This window comes from Clostridium sp. LS, assembly GCF_002760435.1.
Lineage (GTDB): Bacteria > Bacillota > Clostridia > Clostridiales > Clostridiaceae > Clostridium.
The window spans coordinates 1-18,005 of sequence record NZ_AUUU01000104.1 but is presented as its reverse complement, the minus strand read 5'-3'; the positions used below and the strand labels follow the sequence as shown (position 1 = coordinate 18,005).

Sequence of the window (18,005 nt, the reverse complement as noted above, 5' to 3'; positions counted from 1 at the left end):
CTCCCTTTTATATAATTTCTCCATTAATATTTTTTCTATAACTGAAGGCTTCTAAAATATGGCCTTCTGAAATTTCCTCTTTGTTTTCTATATCAGCTATTGTTCTTGCTAATTTTAACACTTTACCATATCCTCTTAATGATACATTTGATGTATTATAGTAATGCTTAAGAATTTCTGCACATTTTCTACTAATTTTGCACATTTCAAAAATATCCTTCCCTCTTATATCTGAATTATATTTGTATGAAGTATTTTTAAGTCTTTCTTTCTGAATTTCTCTAGCTCTAAGGACATTTTCTTTCATTGCCTTTGAATCATATTTATCTTTTTCATGTTTTATTTCATCATAATTTAGCCTTGGAACATAATTTAAGATATCAATTCGATCTAATAATGCACTTGAGAATTTTTTTGTATATTTTTTAATTCTATTATTAAAATAATATTTATCATTAATTAAATCTTTTTCTTCATTGCTATCGACAGGATTAAATGCACCTATTAATAAAAAGTCTGCCGGCATTTGGTAACTTCCACTAAGTCGATTGATATTTACATATTTTTCTTCAAGAGGCTCTCTTAACGACTCCAGTACTTCTTTTTTAAATTCTAGAATCTCATCTAAAAATAATACTCCATTATGCGCAAGAGTTATTTCCCCAGGTTTTATTTCTTTTCCACCGCCTATTAATGTTAGTTTCGTAGCTGTATGATGTGGCGCCCTAAAGGGTCTGCTAAAACATGACGTATTAGTTATAAGACCACATGCACTATATATTTTTGCAATTTCAATTAATTCCTCCTGAGACAAAGATGGTAAAATTGATATTAATGCTTTTGCGAGCATTGTTTTCCCACAGCCTGGTTCCCCATAAAGAATGATATTGTGATTTCCAGCTGCGGCTATTTCTAATGCTCTCTTAGAAGAATATTGACCTATAATATCTCCATAGTCTAACGAATTATAGATTTTATCATTCTGTATATTATTATTTTCTGTATACGGAAGCATATCCTCGTAGGTTATATACGAAATCACTTCTTTTAGATTTTTGAACGGATAATATTCAACACCTTTAAAATAGTAACTTTCCTCAAGATTTTCATAAGGGAAAATATATTTGCTGATATTTTTCCTAGCTCCCTCAATAATAATTGGTATAGTTCCTTTTATGCCTTTAAGTTCACCAAATAATGATAACTCGCCAAAAACCATATAGCTTTCCATATCTCTTTTACATATCTGGTTTGATTCCATAAGAATGCCTAATGCAATAGGTAAATCTAAAAGTGAACCTATTTTTTTTACATCTGCTGGTGCTAAATTAATGGTAATTCTACCCAAAGGGAACTCAAATCCACAATTTATAATTGCAGCTCTTACCCTTTCTTTTGCTTCTTTTACCGATACATCTGGTAAGCCTACTATGTTAAACACAGGTAAGCCCTTGGATATATCAACTTCAACTTTTATTAAAAATCCTTCTAAACCATTGTGCGTTGCACTTATAATTTTTACTGCCATATAAATCACCCATTCAAATTATAGACACACATTTAAATATTAATCCTAAAAAAATTATTTGTTTAAGTTATTTTTTAATTGTTAATAATTCAAAGTAATAAATTAAGTAAGAAAAATCTTTACCTTCCGACAAGATTTTTTTTAGAATGGAGCAGCTTAATGAAAAAATTAAATAAAGATATAGGTAATTATTGCGAGATTTTAGCAAAAGATTATTTAAAAATTAATAAATATAATATACTTGATTGTAACTTTAGAAATTGTTTGGGCGAAATCGACATTGTATGCACTTGCAACAATTTGTTGATTATTGTAGAAGTTAAAGGTAGGTATAACTATGATTATGGATTACCAAAAGAATCAGTCAGCCTTTCAAAACAAAAATCTATAATCAAAGTAACTAATTCCTATATATCCTATAAAAGGTTATTTAACTTTAATATAAGATTTGACGTCATAGAAATTTATTTAAATAAAGATAACTCACTTATAAAAATAGAACATATTACAGATGCTTTTAGATTATATTAAATAATTTTAAAAACAAAAAAAACTATAAGAATAATATTTATCTCTATTATTCTTATAGTTAAAAATATAATTTTCTTATATAAAATTTCACCTTAAAATTTCAAATAAAAATACAAAATAATCATAATAATTTAGTCAAGAAACTATTTCTATGAATGCTGCATTTCCCATAAGTTTTTAGGCCTTCAATATGTTTTGAGGTACCATATCCAACGTTATTTTCAAAGTCATAATAAGGATATTCTTTAGCGTATTCTTTCATAAGATTATCCCTATATACTTTTGCTACAATTGATGCTGCTGCAATGCTTGCACTCTTAGTATCTCCTTTTATAACCGACTTATTTTCAATCTTAATATTCTTAACTAAGTATCCATCAGACAAGACTAAATCGGGCTTTATACTAAGTAAATTACAGCTTTCTAAAAACACCTTATTATTAGCAAAGGCTATCCCTTTTTCATCTATTTCTTCATTTGAAGAAACTGATATATGATAACTTAACGCCTTTTCTTTTATTATTTCAGCTAATTCCTCTCTCTTAGATTCTTTCACCTTTTTTGAATCATTTATATATAAAATCAAATCCTTATCCAAGACATTTAAATCTAAAATAACACTACACGCAACTATCGGTCCAGCAAGAGGCCCTCTTCCAACTTCATCTACACCTGCCACATATCTATAATTTCCAAAGGATTTATCAAAGTCATACATTGCTTTAACTCTTTTAACTTCATTTAAATACGAATCCAATTCTTTTTCAACTCTATTTTTTAATGATAATACATTTTTTCTTTTATCTTTACTTAACCAATTTAAGATTTTTATATGTTCTCCATTTTTATAGGAATCAATAATTGAAAGCTTATGTATCTCTTCTTTTATTTCTGCAAATGATAAAGCTCCTATATCCTCATTAAATTGTATCATCTTCTTCAACTGGGCGTTCTAATGTAATATTGCCCATTTTTCCCCCTCTAAATTCATCAAGCAGAATAACAGCAATTCTGTTATAGTCAATTTGACCTCCAGAAATTAATGTTCCTCTCTTCTTACCTATAGCATCTAATGTATCTAATGGATTTTCAAAAACCTCAGTTAACTTATATCTTTCTTTTAATTTCTCTTCATAACTATTCTGCAATCTTTCAACAAGCTTTAGGGCTAATTCTTCTATATCCATTATTTCATCTTTTATAGCTCCTGTAAAAGCTAAATTTAAAGCTGTTTCATCATCTTCAAATTTAGGCCATAATACCCCTGGAGTATCTAACATTTCAATTCCAATTCCTGTCTTTATCCATTGTTTGCTCTTTGTAACACCTGGTCTATCACCTGTTTTAGCTATATTATTTCTCGCCATTTTATTTATAAATGTTGATTTTCCTACATTAGGTATTCCAACCACCATTACTCTCATTGTTATATTAACCATACCTTTTGCTTTTAATCTATCATGCTTTTCCTTTAATAGGGTTAATAACGTAGGCTTTATGTTTTTAAGACCATCACCTTTTAAGCAATTAACTTCTAATACTTTAACATCATCCTCAGTTAAATAATTAATCCATTCTTTCGTAACTTTACTATCAGTTAAATCACTTTTATTTAAAAGTATAATTCTTGGTTTTCCTTCTAATAATTTTTCGATATCTGGATTTGCAGAACTTCTTGGTATTCTAGCATCTCGTATTTCAATTACAGCATCCACTAATTTTAGATTTTCTTTAATTTCCCTTTGAGTTTTTTTCATATGTCCTGGAAACCAATTAATTGCCATATGAATTCCTCCTTCTTATATTTAAATATAAAAAAAGGACTTAAACAGTCCCCTTTTTAAATACTATCTAGTTAATAATTCTTTAACTTTAGCAGCCTTACCAACTCTATCTCTTAAGTAGTAAAGTTTAGCTCTTCTAACTTTACCTTTTCTTGAGATTTCAATTTTGTCGATGATTGGTGCATTCATTGGGAATGTTCTTTCAACTCCAGTTCCATAAGCAACTCTTCTTACAGTGAAAGTTTCTCTTAAACCACCATTTTGTTTCTTGATAACAGTACCTTCGAACATTTGAATTCTTTCTTTGTTACCTTCTTGGATCTTAACATATACCTTTATAGTATCTCCGATAGCAAAGTTAGGTAAGTCAGTTCTGATTTGTTCAGCTTCTATAGCTCTAATTATTTCGTTCATTGTGCATTCCCTCCTTATAGATAATTTGACGTTCTTAACATATATACATTGACAGAGGAACGCCCGTACTAGCACAAATTTAATATTATCACATAACTTTTTATATTTCAACAAAAATTATTTATAATTTTATAATTCTTTGTTATTCTTTAACAGCTTAATATCTTCTTTAGTTAATGTAATGTTTTTATACAAATCCGGCCTTATCCTTTTAGTTACTTCTAAAGATTTAAGCCTTCTCCATTTTCTTATATTTTCATGGTGTCCTGATAATAATATTTCTGGAACCTTATCACCTTCAAATTCTTCCGGCCTAGTATATTGCGGATACTCTAGCAGTCCGTTGTAAAAAGATTCTTCCATAAAACTCTCTTCTTTCCCAAGCACTCCTGGAATTAACCTTAATACGCAGTCAATAACCGGAATTGCAGCCATTTCTCCTCCAGTCAAAACAAAGTCCCCAAGAGAAATTTCCATATCTATATGCTTGTAAACCCGCTCATCTATACCTTCATAGTGTCCACATAAAAATATAAGACTCTCCTCTTTAGAAAGTTCTTTTGCGATTTCTTGATTAAAAGTCTTTCCTCTAGGCCCTAGAAAGATAACTTTACCTTTATTGTTTTCCTTGGCGCACTTTATAGCATCAACAATAGGTTGCACAGCCATTACCATTCCAGCTCCACCGCCATAAGGGTAATCATCAACTTTCTTATGTTTATTTAATGTATAATCTCTAATATTTAATAAATTTAAGTCGATTATTTTATTGTCCTTTGCTCTCCCTATAATACTATGTTCAAAAATCGAGAACATTTCCGGGAACAATGTTAATATACTAATCTTCATCTTGCCATTCACCTACTGGTCTAACAACGATTTTTTTTAAATCTATATCTATACTAAGAACTATGTCTCTTAGAACTGGTATCAATAATTCTTTAGGTTCTTTAATCCAATACACATCATTATTAGGAGTACTTATAACATCAAAGACCTTTCCAAGCTCCTTTTCATTGGTATCGTATACTGTGCACTCTTTTAAATCAGTAACATAATAAGTATCTGGTGGAAGCTCAGGTTCATTCTCACGTGGTATTTCAATATATCTTTGCTTGTAAGTCTCAGCATCATTCATAGAGTCTACACCTTCTAATTTTAGTATAACTCTATCCTTTTGAAACTTGACTCCCATTATATTTTTTTCTACTCCATCTACTAAAACAGTTTTTAGACGCTTAAATTTATTCAAATCTTCAGTTAGAGGATAAACTTTAACTTCACCTTTAATTCCATGAGTATTTATAATCTGCCCAATTTTAAATAACTTTCCCACTCTCTTCACCTCTATTCAAGTTAATTAATGATTAATGATGAATAATGACTAATTAAAGTTGAAATTCCTACGGAATTTATTAAATCTATTATAGAGATTCCAAAGAAAAAGTGACAGTCCAAATCTTGCATTTGGTTACTGAGACTTTCTCTTTGGAGCTCTCCACCTTAATCATTCATTATTCATATACTAAAAAGAGCTAGGTTACCCTAACTCTAAATTTTTAGATGATTTCTACTATAACTCGTTTATTTTGTTTAACTGCTGCAGCTTTTATAACTGTTCTTATAGCCTTTGCAATTCTTCCTTGCTTACCTATAATCTTCCCCATATCTTCTGGTGCAACTTTTAATTCCAGTATTATGGATTGTTCTCCATTTACTTCATTAACAGTAACTGCATCAGGGTTATCAACAAGGGATTTAGCCATAAATTCAACTAATTCCTTCATAAACGTCCACAATTAGTATGTACTAATTGCAGAATTCACCTCCAAAAATTACTTAGTAAGACCTGCATTATTGAAAAGTCTCTTAACTACTTCTGTTGGTTGTGCTCCATTAGATAACCATTCATTAGCTTTTTCTTCGTTGATTTTAACTTCAACTGGTTCAGTTAATGGATTATAGTATCCAATTTCATCGATGAACTTACCATCTCTTGGTGCTCTTGAATCTGCAACTATTATTCTATAGAAAGGAGCTTTCTTAGCACCCATTCTTCTTAATCTGATTTTTACTGCCATTTTAATTTCACCTCCTTTAAAGGATAATTATATATATCAACTCTATTGAATGTGCTAGAAAGGTAATTTTCCAAATAGTCCGCCTTTCTTTGCTTGCTTCTGTAATGATTTCATTTGTTTCATGTTCTTTTTCATCATTTCATAGCCTTTCATGAGTTTATTAACCTCTTGAATATTTGTACCTGAGCCCTTAGCTATTCTGGTTTTTCTTGATGGAGACTTTAGTATAAGGTTTGGATTTCTTCTTTCTTTACTTGTCATAGATTGAATAATCGCCTTAGTTCTATCAAGGGCTTCACTACTTTTATCAAAGTCAAAACCTTGAAGTTCCTTTGTATTTAAACCAGGTATCATCTCCATAATTTTATTTAACGGTCCAAGTTTCTTCATTTGCTCCATTGCCATTAGATAATCTTCAAAGTTAAATTCTTGATTTAACATTCGCTTACCTAAATCAGCAGCTTCCTTTTCATCAATTGCTTCTTGAGCTTTTTCTATAAGTGATAAAACATCACCCATTCCCAAGATTCTTGATGCCATTCTGTCAGGATGGAACACTTCAAAATCATTCATTTTTTCTCCAACACCAGCATATTTAATTGGTTTATTAATTATGCTTTTTATTGAAAGAGCAGCTCCACCTCTGGTATCACCATCTAATTTTGTTAAAATAACTCCATTTAAATCTAAATCGTTATTAAAGCTTTCTGCAACATTAACAGCATCTTGACCTGTCATTGCATCAACTACTAATAATATTTCTGATGGTTTTACATTTTCTTTTATATCTTTTAATTCATGCATTAATTCTTCATCAATATGAAGTCTACCTGCAGTATCAATAATAACTACATTATTCCCATTATCTTTTGCATGAGCTATTCCATTTTTCGCAATTTCAACTGGATTTACCTTATCCCCCATCGAAAATACTGGAATCTCAATTTGCTTCCCTACGACTTCTAATTGTTTTATAGCCGCTGGTCTATATATATCACATGCTACAAGCAATGGTTTTTTATTATCTTTTCTAAGGTTCAGCGCAAGTTTACCACACATTGTAGTTTTACCTGCCCCTTGCAATCCGACTAACATTATAATTGTAAGTCCCGAACTGCTGTAGTTAATTTTACTTTCACTTCCACCCATAAGATTAGTAAGTTCTTCATTAACTATTTTTATTACTTGTTGTCCAGGTGTTAAGCTTTCAAGAACTTCACTTCCCACACACTTGGAACTAACAGAAGAAATAAATTGTTTAACAACCTTATAGTTAACATCTGCTTCTAACAAGGCAAGCTTTACTTCTCTCATGGCTTCTTTTATATCTTTTTCATTTAACTTTCCTTTACCTTTTAATTTTCTGAAAGTTTCCTGTAATTTTTCGCCTAATCCTTCAAAAGCCATGGTTATATCCTCCTTACAAATTTTCTAGCTTTTCTTTATATTTTATAATATCCTCATCATCTATGGAATATTTATTCTTTAAGTGTTCTAAAAAATTCATAATTTCTTTTTCCCTACTAATACTCTTTTCAAGCAAGTGAAGCTTACTTTCGTAGGATAGAAGCTGTTTATAACATCTTTTAATCAAATCGTGAATAGCTTGGCGACTTGTTTTATTAATTTCAGCTATTTCAGCTAAAGATAAATCATCATCATAATACCACTGCATAATTTCTACTTGTTTTTCTGTTAATAATGAACCGTAAAAATCCATAAGCAATGAAATTTCAACTCTATCTTCCATTTTTAATCACCTTACCCACAAAAGAGATTTTAACAGGATTATTTATACGTGTCAAGTATTTTTACTTAACACCATAAAAAATTTTTTCCCACTACCAGAATTCATATTCTTTCCTTAAATAAATTGCTTTAACGCACCAAAGAAAAGATTAATTATAAGTTATAAGTGATAAATTAGAGACGAAATCCCAAAAGGGATTTCTAAAAACATTTTTTAGAAAAGCCTATGGCTTTTCATCCTTCAAGTGTTAACTGCCCACAGGGTACCCTAAAGGACATTAATTGTTAACTGTAAACTGAATTAAATTAGCGCTTCTGCAAATCCTTCTGCATCAAATTCCTGAAGATCCTCTATACCTTCTCCTACTCCTATATATCTAACAGGAATATTTAAACTTTGCTTTATAGATAATACCACTCCGCCTTTTGCTGTTCCATCTAACTTGGTTAATATTATTCCATCTATAGGGCAAGCCTCCATAAATTGTTTTGCTTGAATAACAGCATTTTGTCCTGTAGTTGCATCTAATACAAGTAATGTTTCTTTTTTGAATCCTTCTAATTCTCGATCTATTATTCTATTAATCTTTTCAAGCTCATTCATTAGATTCTTTTTATTATGAAGCCTTCCAGCAGTATCACATATCAACAAATCAACATTTCTAGCTTTCGAAGCCTCTATTGCATCAAATACTACTGCTGCAGGATCTGATCCCTCTTGATGTTTCACTATATCTACTCCGGCTCTAGAACTCCAAACTTCGAGTTGATCTATAGCCGCTGCTCTAAATGTATCAGCAGCAGCTAGCAATACTTTTTTTCCACTTTCCTTATTTTTAGCTGCAAGCTTTCCTATAGAAGTAGTTTTACCAACACCATTAACCCCTATTACAAGCATTACTTTTTTACCTTCTTCATTATCTTCATAAGCTCCTTCAAGCAGTATATCTTTTATTACTTCCTTTAATGCTGGTTTAACTTCTTGAGGATCATTTATTTTTTCCTTACGAATTTTATTTCTTAATCTTTCAATAATATCTACTGTAGTATCCATTCCTACATCAGATGTAATAAGTATTTCCTCTAATTCTTCATATAAGTCCTCATCAATTGTAATAGCTAAATTTAATGCTTCATTAATTTTATCAGTTAATCCATCCCTAGTCTTCGTTAATCCTTCTTTTAACTTATTAAATAAATTTCCAAACAAATTCATTTCCTCCTAATTAAAATTTTCTGATCAAGTGAAACTTGATTCAGACGGGGTTTCATCCCCGTCTGAATCTTAGTTGAACTAATACCCTCAAGGGGTACCTCGTCTAGGAGCGTGCAGCTGTCAGCTCCCACTTAAGGTGGGAGTGTTACGGATGCTAGCTATCAGACAAGTCTACAGATACTACCTTGGAAACTCCTTTTTCCTCCATAGTTACTCCATATATAATATCACTAACTTCCATAGTTCCTTTTCTGTGAGTAATAATTATAAACTGAGTGTTTTGAGAAAACATTTTTAAAAATTCTGCATACCTATACACATTAGCATCATCTAGCGCCGCCTCTATTTCATCTAATATACAAAATGGTGTAGGTTTCATTTTTAGTATTGCAAAAAGTAACGCAATAGCAGATAAAACTTTTTCTCCACCTGACATTAAATTAATATTTTGAAGTTTCTTACCTGGCGGCTCTACATTTATATCTACGTTAGCTGTCAGCTCATCACCTTCACCTAAAATAAGTTCTGCACTTCCACCTTTAAATAAATCTTTAAAGGTTTCATTGAAATTATAATTTAATATTTTAAAATTTTCCTTGAATACTACTTTCATTTCTGTAGTCATCTCTTCAATAACTGCAATCAATTCTTTTTTAGCATTTTCCAAATCTTCGGCCTGTGTAGACATAAATTCATATTTTTCTTTTATTTCCTCATATTCTTCAATAGCTGCTAAATTTACTACTCCAAGTCTTGTGATCTTACTCTTTGTAGTAGCAATTTCCTGTTTTAACGCTTCTTCATCAATTACTGGTTCGCATATATCCAATGCTTCTGCATATGTTAATTCTAATTCTTCGTTAAGTTTCTTATAAGTATGCTCCTTATCAGCTTCTTTTTTTGCTTTTATTACTTCTTTTTTATTAATTTCCATTTCTTTTATACTGACTTCATCTAAGATTGCACTTATAATATTATCTCGCTCTTTAAATTCTTGTTTTAATTTTTCTTTTAGTATTTCTTCATCTTTAAAATTTAATTCCAGTTTGTTAATTATAATCGCATTATCTTCTATATTCTTATGTTTAACTTTTATATCTAAATTTAAACTCTCTATGTTGCTCTTATTTTCGATATTTTCCTTATTCAATAGTTCATTCTTAACTTTTAAGTCTTGAATTTCCTTTTCCATTCTTAAAAATTCACTCTTTTTATTTTCAATAGCTTCATCTAAAGTTGCCTTACTTATTTTCATTTCTGTAAGCTTAGTATCACTATCGTTTACTTCTTGAACTTTTATTCCTATTAAGTTCTCCAACTCCATACTCCTACTCTTATTAGAAGTATTTTCATTTTCTAAGGATTTAATCTCGGCTTCTTTAACATTAAGCTTTTCTTGAATTAATTCTTTTTCACTTATTGTTCTTTTTAATTCTTCTTTAGTTATTTCTAAATTTCGCTTCAAGGTATCAGTATCACTTTGTAATCCTTTTAGTTCACTTTCTTTCTTAGTCAACTCAATATTCTTTTCGTGAACCGCATCTCTTTGATTTAAAATTTCTTCATCTAAATTTTTAATTTCTTCTTTAAGAGCTTGTACTGTTTTAGTTAACTCATCATAATGTTCTTTCTTTTCACTTATATTTTGTACTAACTCCTCGATTTCCCTTTTTCTACCCAGAACATTAGAATTCTTACCTTTTATGCTACCTCCAGTTAAGGCACCTCCTGGATTTACTACTTCCCCATCTAATGTAACAATTTTATAACTATATTTTCCTATACGTGCTATATTAAGTGCAGAATCCATATCGCTGCAAATTATTGTTCGCCCTAGAATATAATTCATTATATTGTTATACTCTTCATCATAGGAAATCACATCACTTGCAATACCAATATACCCTTTAGCTCCAGTAATATTTTTATCTAATTCTAACCTTTTACCTCTTATTATGTTTAAAGGCAAAAACGTTGCTCTTCCTAAATTGTTTTTCTTCAAGTATCCAATAAGCACTTTTGCTATCTCTTCATCTTTAGTAATTACATTAGAAATTGCAGCACCTAATGCTATTTCTATGGCCACCTCAAACTTTTTATCAACGCTAAAAATTTCACCTACAACTTTAGTGTCATCTGCAGCTGTAATTTTTTCCCTTTGTATTGATTCCATTAAGGACTTTACAGACCTATTGTAGCCCTCATAATGCTTTTCTAAGTTTTCTAACATAGCTCTATTTGCATCCAGCTTTGTTAAAGTTCCATTTAGCTCTCTAAGCTCATTTTCCTTTTTGGTTAAGTTTGCAGATAATATTCCTATCTTTTTCTTATCTTCGATTATTTTAAAATTTAAGGATTTTATCTTATCTTTCTTATTTTCAATATCATTACTCAAGTCTTTATATGTTGCTAAATTAATTACAATATTATTCTCTAGAGATGAGATTGACGAAACTAATGTTTCCCTTTTTTCTTCTCTAAGTGAAATATCTTTATTTAATATAGTTATTTCATTTTTTATATCAGAGTTACTTCTTAAAAGTTCAAATTCTCCTTCTCTTAAAGATTTCAACTCTTCTTCAATCTTTTTTAGTTCTGCTGCACTTTTTGAATTATCCTCTTGAAGCTTTTTTATATCTTCATTTTTAATACTTTGATCTTTTATCCTGTTTTCTAATTCAACCTCTAAGGTTCTTTTATTTTGGTTTAATTGTTCTATTTTTACAGCTATATCATCTAATTCATATTTATTTCTATTAATCTTTTCTTCAAAACTTTTAATTCTTTCATTGTAAAGTTCAATACTTTTTTCATCTTCACTTATTAACTCTTTAAAATTATAATATTGCTCTTTTTCTTCTAAATTCTTTTTCTCTAATTCTTCTATCTTATTTTCTAATTCTTTAAGCTTTACTTTATCTTCAGCTATTTCTTTTCGCTTATCTTCAATTTCTTTGATTTTCAAATCCAAATCTTCATTGAAACTCTTTAGTTCTTCTTCCATTTTGTTAATAGTATGGACTATTATCGATACTTCTTTTTTCTTTAAGTCTTTTGATAATTCATTAAATTCTAATGCTTTTTCTCTTTCAATTCTTAAAGGCTCTATTCTTTCCTTATAAGTTGATAAAATATCATTTATTCTAACTAAATTATCATCAGTATTACTTAACTTTTTTTCCGCTTCTTCTTTCCTATTCTTAAATTTAACAATACCTGCTGCTTCTTCTAGAAGTGACCTTCTATCTTCAGGTCTACCACTTAAGATAGCTTCAATTTTACCTTGTCCAATTAAAGAATAACCTTCTTTACCTATTCCTGTATCCATAAAAAGATTAGTAACATCTTTAAGCCTGCATTTCGAATTGTTTATTAAATATTCTGATTCTCCTGATCTAAATATTCTCCTGGATACTGTTACTTCATTATATTCTGTTGCTAATTTCTCATCGCTGTTATCAAGAGTTAATGAAACTTGTGCAAGCCCAACAGGTTTTCTAAACTGAGTTCCTGCAAATATAACATCTTCCATTTTTCCGCCTCTTAAAACTTTGATACTTTGCTCTCCAAGTACCCATCTTACAGCATCAGAAATGTTACTTTTTCCACTTCCATTGGGTCCTACGACAGCTGTAACACCCTTTTTAAATTTTAATTCTGTTTTATCAGCAAAGGATTTAAACCCTCTTATTTCTAGAGATTTTAAAAACATGTGCCCACTCCTTACAACAAACGTATGACAGGCATGAATCCCATAATAAAAATTATTATTATGAAAATAGCCATTATAATTTTCATTTTGTCTCTAGTCTTTTTTCTCATTTTTCAAACACTCCTTATTACTGCCTTATATTTTAGTTTATAGTAAACATAATCAAATATCAATAATACCAATAGAATATGTAGATAAACAAATTAAAAATTTGATTTATAATATATAAATTGCCTGATTATACATTTTAGCTTTCGCATATTAAAAGCGAGAGTCTCCCCTCGCTAATATATTATATCTAATTTTTTATTGCTTAAACAGAGTTTTATATGCCCTCTTTTAATTGTATCATCCTGTTTTACTACTATTATCTTATTCTTTTCTTTTAATTTATTAAAATATACTTTTTTATTAGCATAAAGCTTACTTAAATCTTTAGAATTAATATAAAGGAATGCATTCCTTTCTTCCTTCATGTTTTCTAAAACAAGATCTACTAGTAAACTTCCTTGAACCAATTCTCTAAATGCCGGATGAAACGGCCCTGCCACTATATCTCCGCCTTCATTAATCGTCTCTGTTGGCTGAAGTCCTATTCTAATTACATTAATTCCATTTTCTTTATATAAATTATATAGAATTTTGCTTATTTCCACTGCCTCTTCTAGTGAATATGGAGTATACTCTTTAGATTCAAACATCTTTTCCATAGGCGTATCTTTTATAACTAAAGATGGATATATTCTACAAATATCAGGATTCATTCCAATGGATTCTTTCGCTGTATTAATATCCTTTTCAAATGTATCTCCTGGAAGCCCCGGCATTATTTGATGCCCTAATACGAACCCATACTCTTTTATCAATTCAGAAGCTTTTATAACGTCATAAACACTATGCCCTCTGCCAGCTTTTTTTAATACTTCTTCATCCAAGGACTGTACGCCAAGTTCTATTATATCGACCCCATACTCTTTTAGGTAAGATAATATATAATCATTAATGTAATCCGGTCTTGTGGAAAGCCTTATCTTATCTATAAGCTTTTTCTCTTTATAGTCTTTAGCTGCCTTCAAAAGTTCCTTTTGTTTTTCTTCTCTTATACCAGTAAATGTGCCACCAAAAAATGAAACCTCAATAGTTGCACTATTATTTTGTATAGTACTTAAATACTCATTTATTGTATGCCTCACGCTTGCTGCCGTAACCTCTTCATCAACCCCTGTTATTCGGTCTTGGTTACAAAACACACAATTATGTGGACACCCTTCATGTGGGACAAATATAGGTATTATATAATAATTCTTACTCATGTATACCTTCCAACATATCTAAAGCTTGCTTAGCAGCATTCTGCTCTGCTTCCTTCTTACTATAACCAGACCCTTCACCCATTAGCTTTTTATCTATAATTACGTTAGTATAAAACTTTCTTCTATGAGGCGGTCCTTCATACTTTATTAATTCATATTGAATTGCTACCTCTCCATCTTTTTGAAGAAGCTCCTGAAGTTTTGTCTTAAAATCTAAAACTATTTCATTGTTTATGGCCTTCTTTATTACTTCCTCAAAATGCAGTAATATAAAATCTCTCACAAAGCCAATTCCCTTATCCAAATAAACTGCAGCTATTACTGCTTCAACTGCATCCGCTTGTATAGAAATTCTTTCCCTGCCGCCTGTGAGCTCTTCTCCTTTACTCATTCTAATATAAGACCCTAGATTTATCTTTCTTGCTATTTCATAAAGAGAATTTTCACAAACTATTAAGCTCCTAATTTTAGTTAACTCACCTTCACTCTTATGCTTATAGTTATTGAAAAGATGCTCAGTTATGCAAAGCTGCAATACTGAGTCCCCTAAAAACTCAAGTCTTTCGTTATATTCAGCATCTTTGAATTGGTTACCAAAGGAACTATGAGTAAGTGCTGTCTTTAGCAAAGTAGGATTGTTAAAATAAACTCCTAAGTTTTCTTCTATTTCTTTCAGTGTGTATCTATTCATGTATTCCACCCCTTGAAGTTTATTCTTCAATTTGCTAATACATTCTTTTAGAATGTCTAAACATAACAAATTCAAGAATAAACTAGTTAATCTTATGCCTTCACTATCAGTCATTTCTTTATTGCCTAAAATATAATGACTGCTTAGTTAAAACCAAATACCTTTTTGTATACCATATACATTCATAATATACTTTCAGCTAAATTTAGTTGAAATGTACTATTATATCTAAAAATGTTTCACTTTTACAAAAATATAAAATCCCGCAAAAATGCGGGATATTTTTATTCTTCGTGATGAGCTTTTACGTAATTGACAACATCTCCAACTGTTTTAAAGTTTTCAACATCTTCGTCTGGTATTTCCATGTCTAGTTCATCTTCTAGAGCCATTATAAGCTCAACTATATCTAATGAGTCCGCATTTAAATCTTCAATAAATGATGCTTCCATAACAACGCTTCCTACATCGATACTTAATTTATCAGCAATAATTGCTTGGATCTTTTCAAACATTTGTTTCACCTCCCAAGTTCTACATTTAGATAATATTATATATTGTTTAAATCGTCAATATTAGTTTCAATAATATTTTAATTAATTTTCCAAAGAAAATTCATTTCTCATATCTTTTAATACACCATTTTCATAAAAAATCTTAGTTTGCTTAATTGAATTCTTAAAGGCTTTTGCATCAGAACTGCCGTGTGCCTTAATGCATATACCATCAACACCTAAAAATGGTGCTCCTCCATACTCCTTATAATCAAACTTTTTCATTATATTTTTTAATACCGGCTTTAACAGAACTATGCCTAACTTAGATATAATTGATGATTTTAAGATCTCATCCTTTACTATGCCTAATATGCTCGATGCTGAACCTTCATACATTTTTAAAGCAGTATTCCCGACAAAACCATCACTAACTAGAATATTAGTTTTACCAGAAGGTATATCCCTTGGTTCTATATTTCCTATGAAATTTATAGAGTTTTCTTGCTTTAATAGCTTGAATACAGCCTTAGTAAGTTCATTTCCTTTTTCTTCTTCTTCCCCAATATTTATAAGCCCTATACTTGGATCTTTCACATTAAAAACCTTTTGATAATATATCTTTCCCATTTTAGCAAATTGCACTAAAAACTCTGGCTTGCAATCAACATTCGCACCAACATCTACTATCATAAAGCTTCCATATCTTCCTGGCATTATAGGCGCAAGAGCAGGTCTTTCCACTCCCTTTATTCTTCCTACTATTAGAGTACATCCAGCTAAAAAAGCCCCTGTACTTCCACCAGATACTATTGCATCACAAGTACCTTCTTTAACTAAATTCATTGCCTTAACTATACTTGAATCCTTCTTTTTTCTTAATGCCATTACTGGATGCTCATTTGGTGAAATTACCTCTTTTGCATCTACAACAGTAACTTTACTTTTTGAATAATTATACTTGGCTAATTCCAAATTTATAACGTCTTCTGGTCCAGTAATATATAATTCAATATCATCATACTCTTTTAGAGCGTTAATCGCGCCTTCTACTACAGCTACAGGTGCATTATCTCCACCCATACCATCTATAGCTATTCTCACCAACAATCCCCCTCTCACGCTTATAAACCTTAGTATTTGATTTAACTAGAATTTTTACAGCCTTCTGAATTTTGGTTTGCATTTACACCTTATAGGATTACTATAATAAAAATCATCACCAGTTAAATTTGGCTGGTGTTATTTTTAGGTAGTTATCAACATGTAAATATAGTATTTTGCAATCCCACATTAGACTATTCATCCTAATTATTCTATATCATACAATAATTATACACATCGTAACTTACTCTTATCAATACTAATTTTTAATATACAATATTATAATATATCCCTAAATATAACAAAAGAAAGTCCTAAAGACTTTCTCTTATTTTTCAGAAGCAACAACTTCCTTACCTTTATAATAACCACAGCTTTTACATACTCTATGAGCAAGTTTCATTTCGTGGCATTGTGGACATTCAACTATGCCAGGTAAACTAGCTTTAAAAGTTTGAGCTCTTCTTGCTTTTACTTTTGCTTTTCCTGATTTTCTTGCTGGACAACCCATTCATTACACCTCCTTATTATCAAACAAACCTCTTAAGGCTTCGAAACGTATATCTACGTCTTCCTTTTGACATGAACATGAATCATTATTTAAATTACATCCACATTCTTGACAAAGCCCCTTACAGTCGTCTTTACAAACTCTTTGAATAGGTAAAGTTGAAATTATACTATTTTCAACAATCTCTGTAATGTCTAATTCATCATCCATTACAACAATAGCCTCATCATCTTCACTATTCTTATTAGTTGTAAACCTTTCTTCTATATCAATATCTATTGGATAGATAAAGGTATCTAAGCATCTTGAACATATCATTTCTAAGTCAGCTTTAATTTCAGCATTTAATATTAATATATCATTATCAGATGAAATCTCTCCAATAACTTCACAAGAGCCTATAGGTTTAATTACATCTCCCTCAAAGTTAAATGCAGGTATCTCAAACTTATAATCAATTTTTTTGCTTCTATCTTTGCCCGAAATAATATCTAAAATTTGTACTTTCATAAAACCATAGGGTAGCAATATAATTAACCAATCGTAAATTATACAATACTTTCCCTTTTTCACTCCTTAGCACATATATTTATAAAACAAACACAACTAATTATATAAATTGAGTGGTAAAAAGTCAAGGTATTTATAATAAATACTTTCTTTGACATATAAAATATATACAGATATCCAAACTTATGTGGTAGCTTACCGAAATCATAAATATTTTTGCTCCGAAGAACTATGAAAATATCACTGAAGGCTCTAAGCTGAAGGTTGCACCCAATTCAGCATGCTCCCGCTTTCAGCGTGACAAGCTGAATTGGAACAACCAATAGAGGAAACTCGACTCACATTCGTTCGCTGAGTAAGCGATTCA

General features: G+C 30.3%; 19 protein-coding genes. 1 reads left to right on the top strand and 18 read right to left on the bottom strand.

Annotated features, from left to right (window positions below; all coding sequences use genetic code 11):
* Positions 1–7 precede the first annotated feature (7 nt).
* Complete coding sequence (locus tag COL3_RS20825) at positions 8–1,528, bottom strand: YifB family Mg chelatase-like AAA ATPase (RefSeq protein ID WP_008424787.1); 1,521 nt, start codon at positions 1,526–1,528, stop codon at positions 8–10.
* 159 nt (positions 1,529–1,687) lie between these two features.
* Here COL3_RS20825 and COL3_RS20820 point away from each other — a divergent pair, with 159 nt between their 5' ends.
* The gene (locus tag COL3_RS20820; RefSeq protein ID WP_008424789.1) at positions 1,688–2,059 is read left to right on the top strand and encodes a YraN family protein; all 372 of its coding nucleotides are present in this window, start codon (positions 1,688–1,690) and stop codon (positions 2,057–2,059) included.
* Positions 2,060–2,180: 121 nt separating this feature from the next.
* Here COL3_RS20820 and COL3_RS20815 read toward each other — a convergent pair whose 3' ends face one another.
* The 17 genes from COL3_RS20815 to COL3_RS20735 form a co-directional block, all read right to left on the bottom strand.
* Positions 2,181–2,993, bottom strand: coding sequence for a ribonuclease HII (locus COL3_RS20815; protein ID WP_008424790.1), 813 nt, complete (start codon positions 2,991–2,993; stop codon positions 2,181–2,183).
* Positions 2,980–3,843, bottom strand: coding sequence for a ribosome biogenesis GTPase YlqF (ylqF, locus tag COL3_RS20810; protein ID WP_008424791.1), 864 nt, complete (start codon positions 3,841–3,843; stop codon positions 2,980–2,982). The genes COL3_RS20815 and ylqF overlap by 14 nt, the downstream gene beginning before the upstream one ends.
* Positions 3,844–3,906: 63 nt before the next feature.
* Positions 3,907–4,257 (bottom strand): 50S ribosomal protein L19, encoded by a 351-nt coding sequence (gene rplS, locus COL3_RS20805; RefSeq protein ID WP_008424792.1) that lies wholly within the window; start codon positions 4,255–4,257, stop codon positions 3,907–3,909.
* 129 nt (positions 4,258–4,386) lie between these two features.
* Entirely contained in the window at positions 4,387–5,106 is a 720-nt protein-coding gene (trmD, locus tag COL3_RS20800; RefSeq protein ID WP_008424795.1) for a tRNA (guanosine(37)-N1)-methyltransferase TrmD, read from the bottom strand.
* Complete coding sequence (gene rimM, locus COL3_RS20795) at positions 5,096–5,593, bottom strand: ribosome maturation factor RimM (protein WP_008424796.1); 498 nt, start codon at positions 5,591–5,593, stop codon at positions 5,096–5,098. Before rimM ends, trmD begins: the two co-directional genes overlap by 11 nt.
* 223 nt (positions 5,594–5,816) lie before the next feature.
* Complete coding sequence (locus tag COL3_RS20790) at positions 5,817–6,044, bottom strand: KH domain-containing protein (RefSeq protein ID WP_008424797.1); 228 nt, start codon at positions 6,042–6,044, stop codon at positions 5,817–5,819.
* Positions 6,045–6,092: 48 nt separating this feature from the next.
* Positions 6,093–6,338, bottom strand: coding sequence for a 30S ribosomal protein S16 (gene rpsP, locus COL3_RS20785; protein WP_008424801.1), 246 nt, complete (start codon positions 6,336–6,338; stop codon positions 6,093–6,095).
* 54 nt (positions 6,339–6,392) lie between these two features.
* Entirely contained in the window at positions 6,393–7,745 is a 1,353-nt protein-coding gene (ffh, locus tag COL3_RS20780; protein ID WP_008424804.1) for a signal recognition particle protein, read from the bottom strand.
* Between the two features lie 13 nt (positions 7,746–7,758).
* Positions 7,759–8,088 carry a putative DNA-binding protein gene (locus tag COL3_RS20775; RefSeq protein ID WP_008424806.1) on the bottom strand — a complete coding sequence of 110 codons (330 nt, stop codon included), beginning with the start codon at positions 8,086–8,088 and terminating at the stop codon, positions 7,759–7,761.
* 300 nt (positions 8,089–8,388) lie between these two features.
* Positions 8,389–9,297, bottom strand: a complete 909-nt coding sequence (ftsY, locus tag COL3_RS20770; RefSeq protein ID WP_008424808.1) for a signal recognition particle-docking protein FtsY — start codon at positions 9,295–9,297, stop codon at positions 8,389–8,391.
* 160 nt (positions 9,298–9,457) lie between these two features.
* Complete coding sequence (gene smc, locus COL3_RS20765) at positions 9,458–13,015, bottom strand: chromosome segregation protein SMC (protein WP_008424810.1); 3,558 nt, start codon at positions 13,013–13,015, stop codon at positions 9,458–9,460.
* A gap of 284 nt (positions 13,016–13,299) precedes the next feature.
* Positions 13,300–14,328, bottom strand: coding sequence for a radical SAM protein (locus COL3_RS20760; protein ID WP_008424812.1), 1,029 nt, complete (start codon positions 14,326–14,328; stop codon positions 13,300–13,302).
* On the bottom strand, positions 14,321–15,019 hold the full coding sequence (rnc, locus tag COL3_RS20755) for a ribonuclease III (protein WP_035283566.1): 699 nt from the start codon (positions 15,017–15,019) through the stop codon (positions 14,321–14,323). The genes COL3_RS20760 and rnc overlap by 8 nt, the downstream gene beginning before the upstream one ends.
* Positions 15,020–15,303: 284 nt before the next feature.
* Complete coding sequence (gene acpP / locus COL3_RS20750) at positions 15,304–15,534, bottom strand: acyl carrier protein (protein WP_008424816.1); 231 nt, start codon at positions 15,532–15,534, stop codon at positions 15,304–15,306.
* Positions 15,535–15,615: 81 nt separating this feature from the next.
* On the bottom strand, positions 15,616–16,617 hold the full coding sequence (gene plsX / locus COL3_RS20745; protein ID WP_008424818.1) for a phosphate acyltransferase PlsX: 1,002 nt from the start codon (positions 16,615–16,617) through the stop codon (positions 15,616–15,618).
* A gap of 328 nt (positions 16,618–16,945) precedes the next feature.
* On the bottom strand, positions 16,946–17,128 hold the full coding sequence (gene rpmF / locus COL3_RS20740; RefSeq protein WP_008424820.1) for a 50S ribosomal protein L32: 183 nt from the start codon (positions 17,126–17,128) through the stop codon (positions 16,946–16,948).
* Positions 17,129–17,131: 3 nt separating this feature from the next.
* Positions 17,132–17,638, bottom strand: a complete 507-nt coding sequence (locus COL3_RS20735) for a DUF177 domain-containing protein (protein WP_008424822.1) — start codon at positions 17,636–17,638, stop codon at positions 17,132–17,134.
* Positions 17,639–18,005 lie beyond the last annotated feature (367 nt).

What these genes read in the sequence shown, in the direction of transcription:
- COL3_RS20825 (WP_008424787.1), bottom strand. Translation starts at nt 1,528, where the DNA reads ATGGCAGTAAAAATTATAAGTGCAACGCACAATGGTTTAGAAGGATTT.
- COL3_RS20820 (WP_008424789.1), top strand. Translation starts at nt 1,688, where the DNA reads ATGAAAAAATTAAATAAAGATATAGGTAATTATTGCGAGATTTTAGCA.
- COL3_RS20815 (WP_008424790.1), bottom strand. Translation starts at nt 2,993, where the DNA reads ATGATACAATTTAATGAGGATATAGGAGCTTTATCATTTGCAGAAATA.
- ylqF (WP_008424791.1), bottom strand. Translation starts at nt 3,843, where the DNA reads ATGGCAATTAATTGGTTTCCAGGACATATGAAAAAAACTCAAAGGGAA.
- rplS (WP_008424792.1), bottom strand. Translation starts at nt 4,257, where the DNA reads ATGAACGAAATAATTAGAGCTATAGAAGCTGAACAAATCAGAACTGAC.
- trmD (WP_008424795.1), bottom strand. Translation starts at nt 5,106, where the DNA reads ATGAAGATTAGTATATTAACATTGTTCCCGGAAATGTTCTCGATTTTT.
- COL3_RS20790 (WP_008424797.1), bottom strand. Translation starts at nt 6,044, where the DNA reads ATGAAGGAATTAGTTGAATTTATGGCTAAATCCCTTGTTGATAACCCT.
- rpsP (WP_008424801.1), bottom strand. Translation starts at nt 6,338, where the DNA reads ATGGCAGTAAAAATCAGATTAAGAAGAATGGGTGCTAAGAAAGCTCCT.
- ffh (WP_008424804.1), bottom strand. Translation starts at nt 7,745, where the DNA reads ATGGCTTTTGAAGGATTAGGCGAAAAATTACAGGAAACTTTCAGAAAA.
- COL3_RS20775 (WP_008424806.1), bottom strand. Translation starts at nt 8,088, where the DNA reads ATGGAAGATAGAGTTGAAATTTCATTGCTTATGGATTTTTACGGTTCA.
- smc (WP_008424810.1), bottom strand. Translation starts at nt 13,015, where the DNA reads ATGTTTTTAAAATCTCTAGAAATAAGAGGGTTTAAATCCTTTGCTGAT.
- COL3_RS20760 (WP_008424812.1), bottom strand. Translation starts at nt 14,328, where the DNA reads ATGAGTAAGAATTATTATATAATACCTATATTTGTCCCACATGAAGGG.
- rnc (WP_035283566.1), bottom strand. Translation starts at nt 15,019, where the DNA reads ATGAATAGATACACACTGAAAGAAATAGAAGAAAACTTAGGAGTTTAT.
- acpP (WP_008424816.1), bottom strand. Translation starts at nt 15,534, where the DNA reads ATGTTTGAAAAGATCCAAGCAATTATTGCTGATAAATTAAGTATCGAT.
- rpmF (WP_008424820.1), bottom strand. Translation starts at nt 17,128, where the DNA reads ATGGGTTGTCCAGCAAGAAAATCAGGAAAAGCAAAAGTAAAAGCAAGA.
- COL3_RS20735 (WP_008424822.1), bottom strand. Translation starts at nt 17,638, where the DNA reads ATGAAAGTACAAATTTTAGATATTATTTCGGGCAAAGATAGAAGCAAA.